The organism is Streptomyces sp. DT190, from assembly GCF_049846985.1.
GTDB lineage: Bacteria > Actinomycetota > Actinomycetes > Streptomycetales > Streptomycetaceae > Streptomyces.
Map to the genome: position 1 here is coordinate 1 of NZ_JBNCNM010000068.1, position 661 is coordinate 661.

Annotated in this window: 1 protein-coding gene; it reads left to right on the plus strand. The window is 71.4% G+C overall.

The annotated features are described in order from the left end of the window. Positions 1 to 661: polyketide synthase dehydratase domain-containing protein (locus tag ACPXCS_RS39615; RefSeq protein ID WP_425971250.1), on the plus strand; the 661-nt coding region annotated here is incomplete at both ends.

Consider the following 661-nt stretch of genomic DNA (forward strand, 5'->3'; position numbering starts at 1 on the left):
AGGGAGCTGTGGCGCAAGGGCAGCACCGCCTACGGTCTGGTTCGACTTGCCGAGGACCGGCCGGCGGACGGCTTCGGCATCCACCCTGCCCTGCTCGACGCCGCCCTGCACGCCCTGGCCGGGGTACGCGAGGAGCAGGGTGAGGACCGGCCGGTCTTCCTGCCGTTCGAATGGACCGGCGTCGAACTCCACGCCGCCGGCAGCACCGAACTACGCGTGCGCCTCACCCTCGACCCGGCCACGGACGAACATCTCTCGCTCACGGTGGCCGACACCTCCGGGCAGCCCGTCCTGCACGCCGAGGGACTGCGCATCCGTGCGGCGTCCGCCGAGCAGGTGCGGGGGAGCCGGGTGGTGGACCATGCCTACCGGGTGGCTTTCGAGGTGCCGCGGGTGCTGGCGGAGGATGCGGCCGCCGGGGATTCGTGGGTGGTGGGCGCGGGAGAGGTGTGCCGTGCTGTGGGGGTGGAGCCGGTCGGTGATGTGGCTGCCCTGGTGGCGCTCCTGGAGACGGGTGCGGACGTGCCGGGGCGGGTGGTCGTCGATGTGCCAGCTGTTCTGGGCGGGTTGACCGCCGAGGAAGTGACGGTCGGTGCGCTGGAGTTGGTGCAGGAATTGCTGGCTCAGCCGCGTCTTGAGGGCTGTGAGTGGGTGTGGGTGA